We start from the raw sequence: 17,150 nt of genomic DNA, 5'->3' as shown, positions 1-17,150 counted from the left end.
TGAAGTAAGGCGCACAAATGCCGAACTACAACCTTATTAGGAGGAGAGAAAACATGAGATTAAAGAGATTATTCAGTCTGATTTGCGCGGGGGTACTTACGACCAGTTCTTTATCTTTAGTAGCATCTGCCACACCAGTCGGACCGGATAACCTAGTAAACACTGAGGTAGAAATCAGTGCAGAGTCAACTTCGACTTCAGCTACAACTGCTGGAACTTGGCATGAAGTATCTAAGCAAACCTTCTGGTTACTTGATGCCCTGGAACGGGGACAAGGGGTGGCTACAGATGGGAATTCATGGATCTTTAATTCCTCGTATGGGCTCTTACGGACTGGACTTGATGGAAAATCCGTAAAAGCACGGAATGAATTGGCTATTCCACTGGAGATTGCCTCCCAAGGTGGAGACCATATCGGTGATATTTCCTACTATAACGGTAAAATATACGCTCCTATTGAAGACGGCAAAAACTATCAGCATCCTTACATCGCTCTCTATGATGTGAACACTTTGAAATATACGGGTACATCCTATGCTTTACCGTTGAATCTGCATATTGGCGGTGTGCCTTGGGTAGCCGTTGATGCTGCTCGCGGTCAGGTCTACACAGCTCAGTGGAGTAATGCAAGCGTCTTGAATGTACTAAGTCTTGATGATATGCATGTGATCACAACCATTCCACTTTCCCAAAGTATTGATCGAATTCAAGGTGCCGAAATGTACAACGGTGTTCTGTATGCTTCTACGGATAACGCAACCCAAACGGTTTATCAGATTGATCCGGAGACTGGAAACGTATCTGTTGCCTTTGATCGCAATCTGCCTAGTGGTACTGAAGCCCAAGGAATTGCTGTATTGCCTACCGCTGATGGTGCACAGCTCCATATTCTTGATGTAGGCTCGAATCGCATTAGTGTGAACTTTCGCCATTATGCATTTTAATTCAAATCCAAGCGAAAAAAGGGGCTAACAGAAATGCTAAAGCAAACCAAAACTATTCTAACACTGCTATCCGTCTCAATGCTGGCAGTAGCGGGCTGCGGACAATCTAATAACAGTACGGCTGAAGCCAAAGAAAATACCGCTCAACCCACAGCAATCGCTGCAACTCCGGAATCCACAGAGACTCCAGTCACTAAGCCGGTGGAAATTACATTTTATTATCCGGTTAATGTTGGTGGTCCCCTTACAAAAGTAATCGATGGGATGGCTAGTGCATTCATGGAGCAGTACCCGGAAATTAAGGTTAATCCCGTGTACACAGGTAATTACGGTGACAATACCGTGAAAATTCAAGCAGGTGTGCAGGCCAAACAGCCACCGGATGTCGCGGTCATGATGTCAACAGAGTTGTACAGTATGCTCGATATGAATGCAATCATTCCGCTGGATGATTTTATTGCAAAGGACACGGATATTCAGATGGCTGATTTTTATCCCGCCTTTGTAGAGGATACACAGTCTGAAGGTAAAACTTACAGCCTGCCTTTTCAGCGGAGCACGATTGTTATGTACTACAACAAAGAAATGTTCAAAGCCGCAGGACTTGATCCAGAGAAACCACCCACTACATGGGATGAGCTTGTAACCTATGCTAAGAAGCTGAACAAAGACGGTCACGTGGGGCTGGAAATTCCGGGCAATGATGATTCGTATTGGATGTTTCAAATGCTTGCACGGCAAAATGCTTCCGATCCGAAGCAAAACATAATGTCCTCCGATGGCAAAAAAGCGATGTTCGATACGCCGGAGAATGTGGAGGCATTGCAATTCTGGTTAGATTTGTCCCGTAAATACAAGGCGATGCCGGAAGGTGTTATTGATTGGGCAACCGTTCCGACAGATTTCATTCAAGGCAAAACAGCCATGATGATGCATACAAGCGGCAACTTAACCAATGTAAAAAATAACGCGAAGTTCGAATTCGGCGTGGCGTTCCCACCCGCACAAAAGCAATTTGGATCACCTACTGGGGGAGGTAACCTGTATATTTTCAAGGACACATCTCCTGAAAAACAAGCTGCAGCTTGGGAATTTGCCAAATACATGACGGCTTCAGAACAAGCTGCCCTCTTTAGCAGCTCATCCGGTTATGTTGGCGTAAGAAAATCCGCATACGATACAGATGCTATGAAGAAGTATACGGCGGATTTCCCGCAAGCATTGGTAGCGAGAGATCAATTGGAATATGCGTTTCGGGAATTGTCCACTCATAATCATGGTAAAGTATCGACGGCAATTACGAACCAGATTCAAGCGGCATTGGCAGGAGAGATTGATGCAGCAGGTGCACTTAAAAAGGCTCAAGCAGAAGCAGAACAGGCACTTGCTCCCTTCAATAAGTAAGCTTTGAGGTATGGAATACGCCAGGACGGCTCGATAGCTTGTTCTGGCGTCATTACTTTATTCATTAATCGTAGAAACCTTAATCATGGAAGGATTGAATGGTATGAATGCCGGATGGAGTGAGAGGCTTAGACGAAACGGATTCGGCTGGGGACTAGTGTTGCCTTCGCTGCTCTTTCTTTGCTTGTTTACTTATTACCCTATGTTTAAATCGTTCTGGCTTAGCTTTTATGAGAAAAATTTGGCGACTCCTGAGCCTCTGTTCGTCGGTTTTGACAATTACGCTAATCTATTGCACGACAATGTCTTTATGAAGGTGTTCAGTAACAATATATGGTTCGCCATTGGCACAGTACCCACTTCATTAGCTTTGGCTTTCTTGATGGCACTGTTTGCCGACAAGGCGATAAAAGGGCGGGGACTGGCACGTCTTTCATTTTTCTATCCGAATATGATCCCGATGATCGCTGTGGCGAACATCTGGTTGTTTCTGTATACCCCTCATTTTGGGCTCTTTGCCAGACTGGCTTCATGGATCGCGGATCAGCCTGTGAATTTGCTGGGAACACCTGATACGGTGATGGGTGCATTAGTCATTATGATGATTTGGAAAGAAGCCGGATATTTTATGATTTTTTATTTAGCAGGAATGCAGCAGATTCCCAAGGATTTATATGAAGCGGCTGCAGTAAGCGGAGTCGGTACATTCACTTCCATCCGCAGAATCACAATTCCGCTCACGATGCCGACTACGTTGTTCGTGGCTGTTGTGGCGATAACCAATTCTTTTAAGCTGGTAGACCATCTCTGGATTATGACAAAGGGCGGTCCGAATAATGCAAGCAATCTGCTGCTTTATTATATCTACGAGTCCACCTTTAATTTCTACGATCAAGGGATGGCCGCATCGATGACAGTAGTAATGATCGTGCTGCTGCTCCTGATTTCCTCTTTGCAGTTTTTTGGCTGGGATCGGAAAATCCATTATGAATAGGAGGTGGAATCCATGGAGGATAATCCACTAAAGCTGCCCTTAGTATTAAGGCAGAATACACGCAAAGCTTTAGAAGAGGAGCGCATGCTGAACTCCGAAAGAACGAAGCGCCGAATCGGGCAGATACTGTGGCATGCGGTTGGATTTACGTTTGCCGCGGCTTGGATCATTCCCTTCCTATGGGTGGTCAGAACGGCTTTTCTACCCAAAGACGTCGCTATCGATGCGGGATGGTCTTGGGACTTCACGTTTGTGAATTTGATTCATGTCTGGAATGGAGCGCCTTTTGGACGATTTTTCATGAATACATTGCTTGTGTGCGGTGTTGTGCTTGCTGTGCAACTCGTTACAATGACGAAGGCTGCTTATGCGTTCGCACGGGTACGATTCTTCGGAAAAGATCTGTTATTCATGTTATTTTTGGTGCAAATTATGGTGCCGCCGGATGTACTTATCTTTTCCAACTATCAGGTGTTGAACGAAATGGGTCTGCTGGACACCAAGCTGGGGATTATGCTACCTTACTTTGCCTCCTCCTTTGGAGTGTTTCTGTTAAGGCAATCCTTCAAGCAATTACCCTATGAGCTGGATGAAGCTGCCCGGGTGGAAGGCGCCTCACGCCTGCATATTCTTTCAAGAATCTATGTCCCACTGTCACGCCCGATTTATGTGTCCTTTGCGATCGTGTCGGTCAGCTTTCATTGGAATGATTTCTTGTGGCCCCTTATTGTAACCAATTCGGAGGAGAATCGCTTATTAACTGTAGGCTTGGCGATGTTCGCAAAAGCCACAGAGTCGGGTGCACAGTGGTCTGATGTCTGCGCGGCTACGTTGATTGTTTCGGCACCCTTAATGATTGGATTTTTATTGTTCCAGCGGCAAGTGATAGGTAGTTTTATGAGCTCTGGCATTAAAGGTTAGGAGGAGGCATTTATGAGGCTGGCGATTATTGGGGACTTACATTACCCGGACGAATTGTTAAACAACAAGGTTTTGATTAAAGAGGCACGAGATGCTTTTTATGAGCAATTTATGAATCTATTCTTGTCCATCCCAGCCGATTATCATATTTCCGTGGGAGATATGGTGCACGCAGGAGAATTTAGCGAATTTAATTATATCATGGGTAAGATTAAGGACAGCAAGCATTCTAGACGTTTTCTACATGTTCTTGGTAATCATGATACGTACACTTATCCTAAGGAAGAAATCCTTTCCGTCACCCGGCAGCAGCGATACAGTGTGATTGAAGAGACGAATGCAATCATTATTTTGCTGGATACCGCACGGGAAAATCGTGACGATTGGAGCGGAACACTTGATGATGAACAGCTGACTTGGCTCGAAGCACAAATGAAGCGGAAATCGGAAAAGCCTTTATTCGTCTTCGGTCATCATCCCTTGTATAATACGACGGCCAGATCAACTGAGCCAATGATGTCACTGGATCCCAGCTTAGACATTTGGCCGATATTGAAGCAATGGCAAGGTGTGGGTTTCTATTTCAACGGGCATAATCATGTGCATTCTATCGTTAGAAAAGAAAACTGGCATTTCATTCAAACAGCCTCCATCCTGGATATTCCTGCTGCTCGAATCCTTACTGTGCTTGAAGATGAAATCAGGTTAGAGATGGTGAATCTGGCAAGCGAGCAATTGAGTAAATGGTCTTCATTATTTACCTTCAGCATTTTTGATTATGAAAAATATCCGCAGGCTGAAGGGGAGACAAGAGATCAGGAGCTAATCATCAATCGACTTCAAATGGATAGAAAGCAGGTGGACCAGCAATGAATCGTCAGCCAGTAAGATTAGCGATCGTAGGTGGAAATCGCGGAGCCAGTTTTATGAATGCACTGTACTCTCTATCGGATCGGATACATCTGACCGCCACTTGTGACTTGAATGAGTGGGTACTTAACCAATGGAAAGAGAAATTCCCGGAAATCCGAACGTATCGGGATTATCATGAAATGTTAAAAGATTCGGCGATAGATGCGGTGTTTATCTTAAGCCCCATGCATTTGCATGCCAGACAATCTATTGATGCTTTAAAAGCGGGTAAGCATGTCCTAAGCGAAGTGATTTCGATCCAATCTTTAGAGGAAGCTTGGGAGCTTATCGAAACTGTTGAACAAACTGGACTTAAATATATGATGTCTGAAAATTACTGCTTCTCGCGCTCCAATCTGACGATTAAACATATGGCGGATCAAGGCATGTTCGGTGAAATTACTTATCTGGAAGGCGGATATATCCATGATTTACGTCATTTGACTCATCATCCGGATGGTTCTCTGACTTGGCGGGGGCAATTACATCAGCAGTATAACGGGATCAATTATCCGACACATTCTATTGGTCCAGTTGCGCAATGGATTAACCTCAATAAGCCTGAGGGTGATCGCTTAAAAAGCGTCTCGTCTTTTGTTTCCAAATCTAGATCCTTACAATATTATTTCGGAGAGCATTATGGAAAAGATCATCCAGCAGCACGGGAGGGATTCTGGCGGCAAGGGGATAGCGCGGTTGCGGTCATTCAAACGGAAAAGGGTGTACTGATTGAACTGCGTATAGACTGGTCCTCCGTTAGACCGCATAATAAAACTCATTATTTACTGCAAGGAACTGAGGGAGCGTATATTACGGGCCGCCATCAGTACGAAGAGGATTTGATCTGGTTCAAGAATCTCTCGCCCAAAAATATAGCGGATGGAGAGGAAATGTGGGAGCCTTTAAGCAGTTATCAACCACTCTATGATCACCCGACATGGATGAAATGGGGCGAATATGCAGCTGGGACGAAACATGGCGGAGGCGATTTTATGGTGCTTGAAGAATTTATTTCTGCCATTCAGGAGGATCGAACCCCCTCGGTGGACGTATATGATGCCGTTACTTGGAGCTCTGTGTTTACATTGTCTATGGAATCTGTAGAGAATGGTGGAAAAGCAATAGCCTTTCCTGATTTTAGAACGAGAGTGAGGAATTGATGGTGGATCAGGCCCTTTCCAAACTTGTGATGAAAAAAGAAATGCTGTCCGACTTGCCTGTTTTTCACTGTCCTACCGGGTATCTAATTCGTCATTTCGAGCCGGATGATGAACGGAACTGGGAAGAGCTTATACGCCATTCTTTTACAAGGGAAGTTAAATTTGCTCATAAAATCAGTGATCATGTACCCTTGTATTCGGATCGCTTGTTGTTCATTTGCCGCGGGGATCAACCTGTAGCTACTGCTACGGCCTGGGAGTCGGGTAGTGAGGACAATAAGAACTGGTACTTGCATATGGTTGGAGTGCTTCCAGAATATTCTGGTAAAGGTCTCGGCTATGCTGTGAGTCTAGCTGTCTTGCACAAAATAAGAGATTCAGGGGGAATGGCGGCATGTTTAGAAACCGATGATTTCAGACTGCCCGCCATCCGCATTTATTTGAAGTTAGGATTTCAGCCTGTGTACTTGGATGAAAGCCATCCTGGAAGATGGGAACGAATCCTGCAAAGGCTTTGAATTTGTTGATAATTAGGGGGACTTCATGCCCCCTTATTCATGTTGGAGCTTCAGAAGGGGCCGCATTCAAAAATTATGTTGTCGTTAAGAAGTATTCCTGCTATAGTCATACTGACTTATTAAATGCATTTAATAAGTCAGTATGACTATAGGTGGGAGAGCCATGGCAAGTGATAAAAGACTTCCTTCACAGCAACTCAAATCTGAAATTATTCGAAATATTCGAACAGCATTATTAGAATTAGGAAGGGCTACGAAGGCGGAGTTAAGTCAAAGATTACAATACAGTTTTCCAACGATCAGTAAATTTCTAATGCAGATGGAAGAGACTGGGGAAGTAACGATCATTGGCCTTGATGAGTCTAGTGGCGGAAGAAGGGCAATAAGATACGCCTATAATCCGAATTACCGATTAGGAATGGCTATTTTTTTGGAAAAAAATGAAACGAACTATACGATCTATAATTGCATTGGCGATGTTGTAAAAGAAGGGAGTTTACCTAGTATTCTTGAGGAAGACGTTAGTTCACTGGTCTCGCTTATCGAAGGTGAAAAAAAGGCTAATCCTAAGATTCAATCTGTAGCGATTGGTGTTCCAGGCGCGGTGAAACAGGGGAAGATTTTTCTGATCCCAGGTTATGCGAAATATCAGAATCTAGATTTGAAAAGATGTATAGAAGATCAGCTCTCTATCCCGACAATCGTGGAAAATGATATGAATGCCGCTGTAATCGGTTATATGGCGCAAAGAAATTTGAAGGAGAATATTTCTTTGATGTATCTGTATTTAGGGAAAAACGGACCGGGAGCTGGGATAGCCGTTAATGGTGAAATTGTTCGGGGAAAGACGTTTTTTTCAGGGGAAGTTCAATATATGCCCCAGTATGACAATAGAAATTTCATAGAAGCATTAACTGGAGATCAAGGTGGATCAAGCATGCAGTCGGATCATAAAGTAGATGCGATTAGTCGGTTAGTGGCTACTATGACCTCTATTTTGAATCCGCATTATATTATTTTTTGTGAGGATGAATTAGCTCCAGCTATGCTTAATCAAATCGCTGAGCGAACTGCTACATACGTTCCTAAGGAACATCTGCCGGAATTAGCGGTAAGTGACTTGAAGCGTGATTATCTGAATGGATTACAAAGTCTTGGATTAGGTTTATTAGTTTCACAACAAATAGATTAGAACCCTTAAGGAGATAACGATGGCTACTTTTTTTCTTATTATTATTTATTTAGCATTTATTAGTTTAGGACTGCCAGATTCATTACTTGGATCCGCATGGCCGGTAATGAGAATAGATCTAAATGCCTCATTAGGTACTGCTGGAATCCTTTCAATGGTTATTGCAGTAGGCACAATTGTCTCCAGTTTGATGAGTGGTACAATCCTTAAACGTTTTGGTACGGGGAAAGTGACCCTTGTAAGCTGTATAATGACGGCTGTAGCTTTATTTGGTTTTGCATGGTCACCTTCATTAGTTTGGCTAATTGTTGCTGCGATTCCACTCGGTTTAGGTGCGGGATCTGTAGATGCTGGATTAAACAGTTATGTTGCTACGCACTATAAAGCCCATCATATGAGCTGGTTACATTGTTTCTGGGGAGTGGGCGCGACGCTGGGTCCGATTATTATGGGGTCTTTTATCTCTGGTGAAGGTCTATGGCGAGAAGGTTATCTTACGGTTGCTTATATTCAATTGAGCTTAGTTGTAATTCTCTTCGTTACGCTGCCTTTATGGGATAGAGTGGCTGGAAACAATAGCAGCCCGAATGCTGAAAGTGAGCATGAGTTCAATGATCCGGAGCTAGAGCAAGCTGCTGAGAACACAAAACCTTGGAAGCTAAGAGGGGTTAAGCTTGCGATGTTAACCTTCTTATTTTATTCTGCCATCGAAACGAGTATGGGATTATGGGGGAGCAGCTTTCTAGTAAATATCAAGGACATCCCTGCATCCACTGCAGCGACATGGGTATCGGTTTTTTATCTAGGGATTACCTTCGGCAGAATGGTGACGGGATTCATTACGTTTAGAATGAGTAATAAACAGCTAATACGATATGGCCAACTCATTGCATTAATCGGTACAGTGCTGTTAGTATTACCGCTTCCAACGATAGTTTCGCTGGTAGGCTTTATGATTATAGGTCTGGGCTTAGCCCCCATTTTTCCATGTATGCTACATGAAACTCCTGTACGTTTCGGGAAGAAGCACGCCCAGTCGATTATGGGCTTTCAGATGGCAACGGCTTATACCGGTACCACGCTGATGCCGCCTTTTATCGGCTTACTTGCATCGAATTTTACGCTGGGTATATTCCCTGCGATGATCGTTTTTTTCGCTATCGTCATGCTCTTATGTACAGAAAAGCTTAATAAATACTCAGCTAAAGTAAATGTAGGTTAAATTTGAATTGAATATATTACGGACTAACCCTTCATATATATAGATGTAGAAGGGGGGAACCGTAATGTGGTTGTTAATGGTTATAGGCGTTGGATGTCTCTCCGGTTTTATTTTGTTCAGAAAGAATACTTTGACCACTTATCACGAGCCTATTCAAGGACCGGAGAAATTGTCCATCATCATTCCCGCAAGGAATGAAGAATATAATTTGCGTTTTCTGCTCGATTCACTTCAGTCTCAGACCATTACACCCTATGAAATTATTGTTGTAGATGACTTCTCGGAGGATCGGACCAAAGAAATTGCTGAGAGCTATGGAGTTAAGGTTATTGCGAACAGCAGTCTCCCTGAGGGGTGGACGGGTAAGAGCTGGGCAGTATGGAATGGATATTTACAGGCCTCGGGCGATATTTTTTCTTTTTTGGATGCGGATATCCGATTAAAGCCTAACGCCTTGGCTACATTATTAAAAGCAAGGGAGCTATCGAAAGGCGTCATTTCGGTAGTTCCTTTTCATCATACAGAAAAGCTGTTTGAGAAGCTCGCCCTAATCATGAATATGCTGGGGATCTTCACATTCACCTCAGTTTTTGAAAGGAATAACGCCAAAAAAGGGCTGTACGGCTCGTGTATTCTAGCATTAAGGCAGGATTATGAAAAAGTTAATGGCCATCAAAGCATTAGATCTGAAGTACTGGATGATTTGTCTTTAGGAGAAAAATTTATTGCGGCAGGTGTTCCGATCACCAATTATATCGGGTATGGCTTAGTATCGTTTCGCATGTATCCGAAGGGAATCAAAAGTGAAATTGAAGGGTTCAGTAAAGGGGCTGTCTTAAGCACTTCAACGATAAGTCCGCGGACAATTATTCCAATCGCGCTTTGGGTGATCGGACTCATCATCTCAGAAACCGTGTTTATTTTTGCGAATACTTCATGGTTTATGCCTTTATTGATCGGTTATCTCCTTTATATGTTCCAGCTCTTTTATTTTATAAAATATGTAGGTGTATTTGGCATCGTTATTCCTGTATTTCACGTGGTGGCAACTGTTTTCTTTATCTTGATCATGCTGTATTCGATTTATCAGGTTGTTTTTCTGAGGCATGTAAGCTGGAAAGGAAGGCATATCCAGGTGGGAGGCCATAGGGACTAATGATCATATTGTGGGTCGCGGGTTTATTTTTGTCGGGATCTCTTATGTTTTCCTATTGGCTTGGTCTAGCGCGTAAAAAGAACCTGAAAGACATTGGCGACGGTAATCCGGGGGCTTTGAATCTATGGAAGTCGTCAGGCTATAAATTCGGCATATTGGGGATTATATTGGATTTTTTAAAAGGGTATCTACCACTTCTATGGGTAATGGGAAGTCATTATAGTCAGGGGTATTTCATTATTCCGTTAGCCGTAGCTCCCATTGCGGGTCATGCCTTCTCTCCCTTTCTTAAAGGAAAAGGTGGGAAGGCAATTGCCGTAACCTTTGGGGTATGGAGTGCATTGACAGGATTCAAAGCTTCTTTAGCGCTAGCAGTCATTTTAGCAGTGCTGAAAATGCTCAGCAGTTGGTTCAAAAGCAGAGGGAATTCACCTGTATCGGATGGTGTGCAAGTAGTTAGCGGAATGCTGCTTCTTTCCGTTTTTTTGTACATTAGTAATTGGTCTGCTCCTATCTTATGGGTATGGTTTGGAAGTTTTGTGATTCTTGTGTATACGCACAGGTTAGAATTTGCAGTGTGGGTAAGGAAGTATTCATCAAGGAAACGAAAAGGAACATAATATAGGCTTCGTATAAACGAGGGTGTCCCAGCAGCTATCGCATAGCTGTTGAGACACCCTTGTTTGGTGAAGCAGTAGCTTCGTCTTTTCTAATATTAGTGTTCTAGGATTGAGGATTTACGTTTTGACACAGCACGGATAATAAACGCAGAAGCTAAAAGAAGGATTGTGGCAGTGGCAAGGACAACAATAAAAGACTTATCAAAAGCTGATTGTGCGGCTTCAACGAGCGCGGATCCAGCAGCAGAAGGCATATTTTCTGCGGCTAGAAGAGCCTCGTCAAGGCTGTCGCGAACGATCGGCGGGACTGTTAGTTCATCAGGGAGAACTAATGATGCTGTATAGATGAATGACGAAAGACTGCCCAGAAGTGTAATACTTAGGGCGCTGCCGAGTTCGAACGATACTTCCTCTATAGATGCGGCCATGCCAGCTTTTTCGACGGGGACATTTAGCATGATTGAATTTGAGGCGGCAGTCATGGCTCCCCCAAGACCTGCACCCAGAATCATTAAGGCTGCGAATTGTAACAATATATTTCCGTCATGGAAGAGTAGAAGGGTGCCCATTCCTATACCTGACACTAACAGACAGACCCACTGTACTTTTACTTTGTCCACTCGATGCAACACAAGTCCGATGAGTATCCCTGAGATGAAGGACGCTATCGAAGTGAATACAACGTACAAGCCTGCTTCCAACGGTGTATATCCAAGAACAAGCTGGAGCCGTTGAGTCACGATCAATTCCATTCCAATAAGTGCGAAACAAGACAATAGAGCTGTAGCCACTCCAGTAGTAAAGTGGGAGTCTCTAAATAGTGCAAAATCTATTAATGGATTCTGGCTCTTACGTTGATGGCGCATAAATATGATCATAGCTACGACACCAATCACGGCAGATAACACAGCGATGGAAATTGAACCTTCACGTCTGCTGATCTCCTTAACTGCATAAACAAGGGCAACCAGACCAATCATAATTTGAACGGAACCAATGAAATCCCATTTCTTATTCTTATTCCCTTTAAGGTTTGGGATTAGTAAGATGGCCAAGATCAGTGCAAGAATAACTATAGGAATATTGATGAGGAACACCGATCCCCACCAGAAATGTTCCAGTAAAAAACCACCAACGAGTGGACCCATTCCTGCTCCCACAGAGGAGACAGATGCCCAAATACCTACGGCTAGTGAACGCTCACGCTCATCCGAAAAGGTAGTTCGAATAATGGAGAGTGTTGCGGGCATCATCATGGCTGCACCAATAGCTAGTAGGGTACGCGCAGCAATAAGCACGAGAGGTGTCGGCGCGTAGGCGGCGATTAATGAAGCCAACCCAAAGATAGTAAGTCCCATAACGAAGAGTTTTTTATGCCCAAGACGATCGCCTAGTGTGCCAAGACCGAGTAATAATCCTGCCATTACAAGTGGATAAATATTTACGATCCATAGTTTTTCCGATGCAGAAGCAGCAAGATCATGCGTAAGTCGTGGTAGAACCGAATAAAGTACGGTCATGTCGATGACGATCATAAAGAGTGCGCTGGACACAATCGCCAGCACGATCCAGCGTTGAAATTTAGATAGATTTGATGAAAACATGGGTAATCCTCCTAAGATGATAGTAGCTAATAACGTTACCTTGACAAGGTAATGGTGTTCCGTTATTGTACTTTGAGGTATAGGGTAACCCGATAGTCAAGAGGAGTGATTTGAATGTCTATTGATTATGATCAATACTTTACGACGAGTGAGTTCGCAAAGGTATGTGGGGTAACGAAGCATACGTTATTCCATTATGATGAAATTGGTATATTAAAACCGGAGATCGTGAAGGAAAACGGATATCGTTATTATTCCTATAAGCAGTTTTATACCTTCGATATTATTGCCGTACTAAAAGGGACAGGAACGCCGTTGAATGAGATCAAAGAATATATACAAGATCAAAACACATTGCATTTTTTATCCATGCTTAAGCAAAAACAGCTGCAGTTGGTTGATGAACAAAAAAAGTTAGAGCGAATGCAGAGGCTTTTACAAGGGGCTATAGATAATACGAATCGTGCGCTCTACGTTGATTGTGGAGAACCCTGGGTCGAGGAATGTGATGAAGAGTATTTTATTGCGGTTAGACTCTCGAAGGAGAAGGGTGAGAAGGATCATGTACGAAAAGTATATCGAATCTTCGATTATTGCGATGAACATCATCTTGAATATGACTTTCCGATAGGTTCGATTATTTGTAAAAGCAGTTTGGAAGAAGGTGACTATGACCCGGATTATTATTGTAATAAAATCAATGAAAAGCATAACGGTGAATTACTTTATATTAAGCCAAAGGGTAAATATTTGATCATGAATCACAAGGGATCTTATGAAACCTTACCTGCGTCCTATGAGAAGCTAAAGTCTTATATTGCTGAAAATGATTTACACATAACCGGAAACGCTTATGAGTATGAATTGCTTAGTTATTTAGCTGTAGGGGATCCGGATAAGTATGTTATTCAAATTGCGATCCAAACCTTTTGAGGTTTAGAGCATTGGATTGACTTTAAAATTGGCTTACAAATTGACACGCTTGGGATTCCAAGCGTTTTTTTTATGGATACCTGATGGCTTGAGCATTAGCCAGATGCGACATTTTTATTATCTATATTGATTGACAATGATAATCATTATTATTAATGTGTAAACAGGCGTGAATCCTTATGCTCACCTTACCGACGCCAATGCCTCTGAGCTGGTGCACTATGATTGAGTTTTGTTGATGATTATCCATAGAAGAGACTACTATTGAAATGAGGTATGCATTGTGAAAATAGATGTTAATCAATTAGCAGAGCATTTTGCACACACTCCTTTCCAAGTAGAAGGAGTATATCGATATGCTGAAAATCCAGGTGTGCCTTACGCTGACTATACAGATTCTTTTCCTGGATTTGTGTTTCCACTTACAGGAAAGATTAAATTTAAATTTAATGGCACGCCTTATATCTTTTCGCCTGGAAAAGTTGTGCATGGGGGTGCAAAAATGAAATTAGATCAAAAAATGTTAGGTAGAACCAATTGGGAATATATTCTTGTTCAATATCGGATATGTAACTCAGAACTAAAAGAGTCAAGCTTTTCTCATCAGCATTTTGAATTATTAACAGGTCAATCTCCTCGTCTTATTGAATTAATTATGCGTCTTTGGCATGTGTATAATCAGCGTGGAGGCATATCGATGTTTCAGACTGAAATGCTGTTTCGCGAAGTGCTGAATGAGGCCTTATTATGTGTTATTAATAGGGAAGATAGCTGTGAATCACATACTTTATTCGAGCGGGTATCTAATTATATTCATCAAAACTATTATCAAAGTCTTACAATAGCTTCGCTTGCAGAACAAAATAACGTTAATCGAAATCGACTTTCTTACGTATTTAGAACACATGCCGGTATGGGACCAGCAGAATATTTATTAAAATATCGTATAAATATAGCGCAAGAAATGCTATTTACAAGTGATGCGCCTGTACAACAAATTGCGCAAACCGTTGGAATGGCTGACCCCTTTTATTTTAGTAGAGTGTTCAAAAAACAATGTGGCATTTCACCTACCGAATATCGAGAGAAGTTCATCAATAATCCATGGTAAATTCAACCTGCATCCATTCTTATCTAAAAAGTACTTTACTATAATAATGGTTAAGCAAAGAAACCATTATGTTGGAGGAATTTCGTATGAAAAAGATTAGAGGACTGCTAGTCGCAACACTATTATTAGCAGGTATACTAGCGGGTTGTACTGAAACACCTGCTGAAAATAAAGAATCAACTAAAGAAGGCGTATCTTCAACAGCAGTTAATGTAGATGCAGCTGATTGGCCAAGAACATTTAAGGATGCCTTAGGTAAAGAAATTGTTATCGAGAAAAAACCGGAAAAAATAGCCTCGCTATGGTATTTTTATCCTGAAATATTAGTTGCATTAGGTGAGCCACCTGTTGCATCTACAGAAAAAGATTATCTATCTTCTTTATCTTATTTAAAAGGAAAGCTGGATTCAGCTGAAGAACTAGGAGATAAAGTGTCTCCTAGCATTGAGAAAATTCTATCTATTAATCCTGATTATATTTTAGCAACAGAGCATCATGAAGCAGTGTATGATTCACTAGATAAAATTGCACCAGTCATTACATTAAAATACAAGGACATCTATGAAGATTGGCAATATGGACTCCGTACAGTAGCCATGATTATTGGAAAAGAAGACGAAGCGGAAAAAGTAATTGATAAAATGATGAAAGATATTACAACTGGGCGTGAAACATTAAAGTCGATGGAAAGAGAGACAGTATCGCTTATATTGTCTTGGGATGGAAAAACTTTTAATGTTCTAGGTGAAGGGAATCCGGTCTATAAACTTGCTTTTGATAAAAAAAAGGGACTGGGGCTTACACCGGATGATACATATGCAGGTAATAATAATGAATTTACTTCGTTTGAAGGAATATCAACTGTTCAAGCAGACCATATTTTCCTTATTGGTGACATTACAAAAAAGGAGGAATTAATGAATAACTTAAAACAAAGTAATGTGTGGAATGCTATGAATGCCGTAAAGAAAGGCAATGTCTATTTAATGGATAATTCCGCTATTACTGGTGGACCATTAGCTATTGATTACGCTTTACAAAATATATTATCAGCCTTGCTTAAGCTCTAATAAGTTGAGGAAAATAAGGAGTGATTACTATCCATTATCAAGCTATTAATCTGAACGATAAGTTATCTAAATTTAACGACCTTTGGTCTCCGAAAGTCATTGGTGAAATGAATGACTATCAATTTAAACTTATTAAGATCACTGGGGATTTTGAATGGCATGTTCATCAAGATACCGATAAGGTATTTTTTACGCTCGAAGGGGAGATGATCATTGATTTCCGTGATGGTCAGGTTAAAATCTCCAAGGGTGAGATGTTTATTCTCCCAAAGGGAGTCGAGATGAAGCCTTCTGCCGAAAAGGAATGCCATATCATGTTGGTGGAGCCTAGAAGCGTAGTAAACACTGGCGGTACTGAATCCGAATTAACCGCAGCCAATAATACTTGGATCTAGTTAAGGCTTTCCTCCGCTATTCTCTTTAGGTTTCTGCAAATTGACATAACACCAAATGGTGTTATAATAAAAACGAAACCAGAAGGTGTTACATTAAAATGAATTTTGGAGGAAATTTATGCAAACTCAAGGACCACTACAAGATATTCGTCAAACAATTACACTCAATGCGCCCATTGAAAAAGTATGGAAAGCTGTTTCCACTGCTGAAGGAATAGCTGCCTGGTGGATGCCAAGTACATTCGAGCCAGTGGTAGGTCATGAGTTCATTCTACATGCTGGACAATTCGGGGATTCCCCATGTAAAGTTACCGAGATTGATGAGCCGAACCGTGTTGGTTTTAATTGGGGGAAGGATTGGCATCTTGCCTTTGAATTGAAAGAAATTGATGGGAAGACGGAGTTCACCGTGATTCACTCTGGATGGGACCCTGAAAAGGTAACTGAATTTGGTCAACCGCATCCAATCGTTCGTGGCTTTATGAACGGCGGCTGGGAGAAAATCGTCCAAGAAAAACTTCCTGCTTATATCGAGGTTTAAGATGCCAGTCGCTGAATCTGGACATGATGTATTTCAAGCGATAGCAGATCCTACCCGCCGCAGTCTGCTAAAGCTGCTTGCTAATAAGGAAATGTCCATAGCATCCATCTCGGACTGCTACCCGATCAGCCGAACCGCTGTTAACAAGCATTTACAAGTATTGTCCGATGCGCAGCTTGTTAGCAGTCAGAAAGTCGGTCGGGAGACTCGGTACAAGCTTCAGCCTGAGCCTCTACTGGAGCTTCAAGATTGGCTTACCTTTTTTGAACAATACTGGGCTAATAAACTGTTTGCGCTTAAAGAATTTGTTGAAGCAGATCATAACAATGAATGATAAACCGAGAGGCGTGAAATCGCGCTTCTCGGTTTTTTTGATGCATAGTACAAAAATATTTAAATGAAACAGATATAATGGATTCGTATATACATATGAACTGCTATTTGCTCATTTTG

The 17,150-nt window shown here is 42.0% G+C and carries 18 protein-coding genes; 17 read left to right on the top strand and 1 reads right to left on the bottom strand.

The features are described 5' to 3' along the window. Positions 1–53: 53 nt before the first annotated feature. The 11 genes from NYE25_RS08065 (at position 54) to NYE25_RS08015 (ending at position 11,043) form a co-directional block, all read left to right on the top strand. Entirely contained in the window at positions 54–944 is an 891-nt protein-coding gene (locus tag NYE25_RS08065) for a DUF6923 family protein (RefSeq protein ID WP_076300873.1), read from the top strand. 33 nt (positions 945–977) lie between these two features. Beyond that, on the top strand, positions 978–2,348 hold the full coding sequence (locus tag NYE25_RS08060) for an ABC transporter substrate-binding protein (protein WP_341145632.1): 1,371 nt from the start codon (positions 978–980) through the stop codon (positions 2,346–2,348). A 103-nt stretch (positions 2,349–2,451) separates the two neighbouring features. Further along, entirely contained in the window at positions 2,452–3,342 is an 891-nt protein-coding gene (locus NYE25_RS08055; protein WP_042189146.1) for a carbohydrate ABC transporter permease, read from the top strand. An 84-nt stretch (positions 3,343–3,426) separates the two neighbouring features. Continuing rightward, complete coding sequence (locus tag NYE25_RS08050; protein ID WP_341147699.1) at positions 3,427–4,263, top strand: carbohydrate ABC transporter permease; 837 nt, start codon at positions 3,427–3,429, stop codon at positions 4,261–4,263. A gap of 12 nt (positions 4,264–4,275) precedes the next feature. Then, positions 4,276–5,136: a metallophosphoesterase family protein gene (locus NYE25_RS08045; protein ID WP_339286959.1), complete on the top strand. Its 861-nt coding sequence runs from the start codon at positions 4,276–4,278 to the stop codon at positions 5,134–5,136. Continuing rightward, entirely contained in the window at positions 5,133–6,335 is a 1,203-nt protein-coding gene (locus tag NYE25_RS08040; RefSeq protein ID WP_339286958.1) for a Gfo/Idh/MocA family protein, read from the top strand. The genes NYE25_RS08045 and NYE25_RS08040 overlap by 4 nt, the downstream gene beginning before the upstream one ends. Then, entirely contained in the window at positions 6,335–6,853 is a 519-nt protein-coding gene (locus NYE25_RS08035; protein ID WP_341055687.1) for a GNAT family N-acetyltransferase, read from the top strand. Before NYE25_RS08040 ends, NYE25_RS08035 begins: the two co-directional genes overlap by 1 nt. Positions 6,854–7,016: 163 nt before the next feature. Further along, a complete protein-coding gene (locus NYE25_RS08030; protein ID WP_341145631.1) occupies positions 7,017–8,045 on the top strand; it encodes an ROK family transcriptional regulator in 1,029 nt (342 codons plus the stop codon). 19 nt (positions 8,046–8,064) lie between these two features. Further along, complete coding sequence (locus NYE25_RS08025) at positions 8,065–9,267, top strand: MFS transporter (protein ID WP_341128540.1); 1,203 nt, start codon at positions 8,065–8,067, stop codon at positions 9,265–9,267. A gap of 64 nt (positions 9,268–9,331) precedes the next feature. After that, on the top strand, positions 9,332–10,423 hold the full coding sequence (locus NYE25_RS08020) for a glycosyltransferase (protein WP_341145630.1): 1,092 nt from the start codon (positions 9,332–9,334) through the stop codon (positions 10,421–10,423). Then, positions 10,423–11,043, top strand: coding sequence for a glycerol-3-phosphate acyltransferase (locus NYE25_RS08015; protein WP_341145629.1), 621 nt, complete (start codon positions 10,423–10,425; stop codon positions 11,041–11,043). Before NYE25_RS08020 ends, NYE25_RS08015 begins: the two co-directional genes overlap by 1 nt. 95 nt (positions 11,044–11,138) lie before the next feature. Here NYE25_RS08015 and NYE25_RS08010 read toward each other — a convergent pair whose 3' ends face one another. Further along, the gene (locus tag NYE25_RS08010; protein ID WP_341145628.1) at positions 11,139–12,647 is read right to left on the bottom strand and encodes an MFS transporter; all 1,509 of its coding nucleotides are present in this window, start codon (positions 12,645–12,647) and stop codon (positions 11,139–11,141) included. 114 nt (positions 12,648–12,761) lie between these two features. Here NYE25_RS08010 and NYE25_RS08005 point away from each other — a divergent pair, with 114 nt between their 5' ends. The 6 genes from NYE25_RS08005 (at position 12,762) to NYE25_RS07980 (ending at position 17,031) form a co-directional block, all read left to right on the top strand. Further along, the gene (locus tag NYE25_RS08005; protein ID WP_076300877.1) at positions 12,762–13,580 is read left to right on the top strand and encodes a MerR family transcriptional regulator; all 819 of its coding nucleotides are present in this window, start codon (positions 12,762–12,764) and stop codon (positions 13,578–13,580) included. Positions 13,581–13,863: 283 nt separating this feature from the next. Continuing rightward, complete coding sequence (locus NYE25_RS08000) at positions 13,864–14,691, top strand: AraC family transcriptional regulator (RefSeq protein ID WP_076286720.1); 828 nt, start codon at positions 13,864–13,866, stop codon at positions 14,689–14,691. Between the two features lie 86 nt (positions 14,692–14,777). Further along, the gene (locus NYE25_RS07995) at positions 14,778–15,761 is read left to right on the top strand and encodes an iron-siderophore ABC transporter substrate-binding protein (RefSeq protein WP_076300878.1); all 984 of its coding nucleotides are present in this window, start codon (positions 14,778–14,780) and stop codon (positions 15,759–15,761) included. Between the two features lie 29 nt (positions 15,762–15,790). Beyond that, on the top strand, positions 15,791–16,156 hold the full coding sequence (locus tag NYE25_RS07990; protein ID WP_341147698.1) for a cupin domain-containing protein: 366 nt from the start codon (positions 15,791–15,793) through the stop codon (positions 16,154–16,156). 118 nt (positions 16,157–16,274) lie between these two features. Beyond that, a complete protein-coding gene (locus tag NYE25_RS07985; RefSeq protein WP_076286722.1) occupies positions 16,275–16,697 on the top strand; it encodes an SRPBCC family protein in 423 nt (140 codons plus the stop codon). Position 16,698: 1 nt separating this feature from the next. Then, the gene (locus NYE25_RS07980) at positions 16,699–17,031 is read left to right on the top strand and encodes an ArsR/SmtB family transcription factor (RefSeq protein WP_341145627.1); all 333 of its coding nucleotides are present in this window, start codon (positions 16,699–16,701) and stop codon (positions 17,029–17,031) included. Positions 17,032–17,150 lie beyond the last annotated feature (119 nt).

The organism is Paenibacillus sp. FSL E2-8871, from assembly GCF_038000345.1.
GTDB lineage: Bacteria > Bacillota > Bacilli > Paenibacillales > Paenibacillaceae > Paenibacillus_AQ.
Note: the sequence above shows the minus strand (reverse complement) of the source record. Positions and strands in the feature narration are given on the sequence as shown.

Excerpts from the sequence above, each read along its gene's own strand:
- NYE25_RS08060 (WP_341145632.1), top strand. The coding sequence starts at position 978 with ATGCTAAAGCAAACCAAAACTATTCTAACACTGCTATCCGTCTCAATG.
- NYE25_RS08055 (WP_042189146.1), top strand. The coding sequence starts at position 2,452 with ATGAATGCCGGATGGAGTGAGAGGCTTAGACGAAACGGATTCGGCTGG.
- NYE25_RS07995 (WP_076300878.1), top strand. The coding sequence starts at position 14,778 with ATGAAAAAGATTAGAGGACTGCTAGTCGCAACACTATTATTAGCAGGT.
- NYE25_RS08010 (WP_341145628.1), bottom strand. The coding sequence starts at position 12,647 with ATGTTTTCATCAAATCTATCTAAATTTCAACGCTGGATCGTGCTGGCG.
- NYE25_RS08030 (WP_341145631.1), top strand. The coding sequence starts at position 7,017 with ATGGCAAGTGATAAAAGACTTCCTTCACAGCAACTCAAATCTGAAATT.
- NYE25_RS08045 (WP_339286959.1), top strand. The coding sequence starts at position 4,276 with ATGAGGCTGGCGATTATTGGGGACTTACATTACCCGGACGAATTGTTA.
- NYE25_RS08025 (WP_341128540.1), top strand. The coding sequence starts at position 8,065 with ATGGCTACTTTTTTTCTTATTATTATTTATTTAGCATTTATTAGTTTA.
- NYE25_RS08005 (WP_076300877.1), top strand. The coding sequence starts at position 12,762 with ATGTCTATTGATTATGATCAATACTTTACGACGAGTGAGTTCGCAAAG.
- NYE25_RS08040 (WP_339286958.1), top strand. The coding sequence starts at position 5,133 with ATGAATCGTCAGCCAGTAAGATTAGCGATCGTAGGTGGAAATCGCGGA.
- NYE25_RS08015 (WP_341145629.1), top strand. The coding sequence starts at position 10,423 with ATGATCATATTGTGGGTCGCGGGTTTATTTTTGTCGGGATCTCTTATG.
- NYE25_RS08065 (WP_076300873.1), top strand. The coding sequence starts at position 54 with ATGAGATTAAAGAGATTATTCAGTCTGATTTGCGCGGGGGTACTTACG.
- NYE25_RS08035 (WP_341055687.1), top strand. The coding sequence starts at position 6,335 with ATGGTGGATCAGGCCCTTTCCAAACTTGTGATGAAAAAAGAAATGCTG.
- NYE25_RS08020 (WP_341145630.1), top strand. The coding sequence starts at position 9,332 with ATGTGGTTGTTAATGGTTATAGGCGTTGGATGTCTCTCCGGTTTTATT.
- NYE25_RS07980 (WP_341145627.1), top strand. The coding sequence starts at position 16,699 with ATGCCAGTCGCTGAATCTGGACATGATGTATTTCAAGCGATAGCAGAT.
- NYE25_RS07985 (WP_076286722.1), top strand. The coding sequence starts at position 16,275 with ATGCAAACTCAAGGACCACTACAAGATATTCGTCAAACAATTACACTC.
- NYE25_RS08050 (WP_341147699.1), top strand. The coding sequence starts at position 3,427 with ATGCTGAACTCCGAAAGAACGAAGCGCCGAATCGGGCAGATACTGTGG.